General features: G+C 68.3%; 1 protein-coding gene. It reads right to left on the reverse strand.

What is annotated here, in order from left to right:
* Positions 1 to 152: 152 nt before the first annotated feature.
* A partial coding sequence (locus HUK84_RS21825; RefSeq protein ID WP_176641994.1) for a Dabb family protein occupies positions 153 to 635 on the reverse strand: 483 nt, incomplete at its 5' end.

The following is a 635-nucleotide window of genomic DNA, read 5'->3' on the forward strand; positions in this document are numbered from 1 at the left end:
GGCAAGCAGGACCGCCGTCCCGCACGACAGCGCCATCCGCCCAAGGCCGCCCCGCCGGCGCGCCCGGGCTGTTTCCCCGCCCGTTCCCCCGGTTGTTCCGATATCAGACATGCTGCTTCCTTCGTCTCCTGCCTGCATGGGTCGCGAACCGGTCATTTCCGGCGCCTGGCATGGTGCTTCACGCTCTTCGGCGACGATGCCGAAGGCGGCTGCGATTCCGCCGCCACCCGATAATCGAACGACAAGACCCCGGCCAGATAGGGCGCCAAGAAGGTCTTGAACGCGTCATGCGCGGGGTCGAAGAAGCCGGGCCGCGTCACGACCGGCCGGCCGACATAGTAATTGCGGTCCCCCTCGGACCCGAAGGTCACCAGGAACCCCATCTCGTACCCGTCATCCTGTCCTTCGCCGCTATTCTGCAGGCCGGTTTCGATCGACCGCACCACGGACCGGCCATCCGGGCGGCGCGAATCGACCGCCAGCTCCAAGAACCGGCGGGCAATCTCGGCCTTCTGGAACGGCGTGACGCCACGAAGGAAACGGAACAGCACCACATGCCGGACCAGCCCCGGCCGGAACCCGGGCGCGGTAAAGGCGGCGGCCCCGACCTGCGCCAGCTCCTGCTGCGCGGCCAC

It is taken from the genome of Nguyenibacter vanlangensis, from assembly GCF_013376155.1.
Taxonomy (GTDB): Bacteria; Pseudomonadota; Alphaproteobacteria; order Acetobacterales; family Acetobacteraceae; genus Gluconacetobacter; species Gluconacetobacter vanlangensis.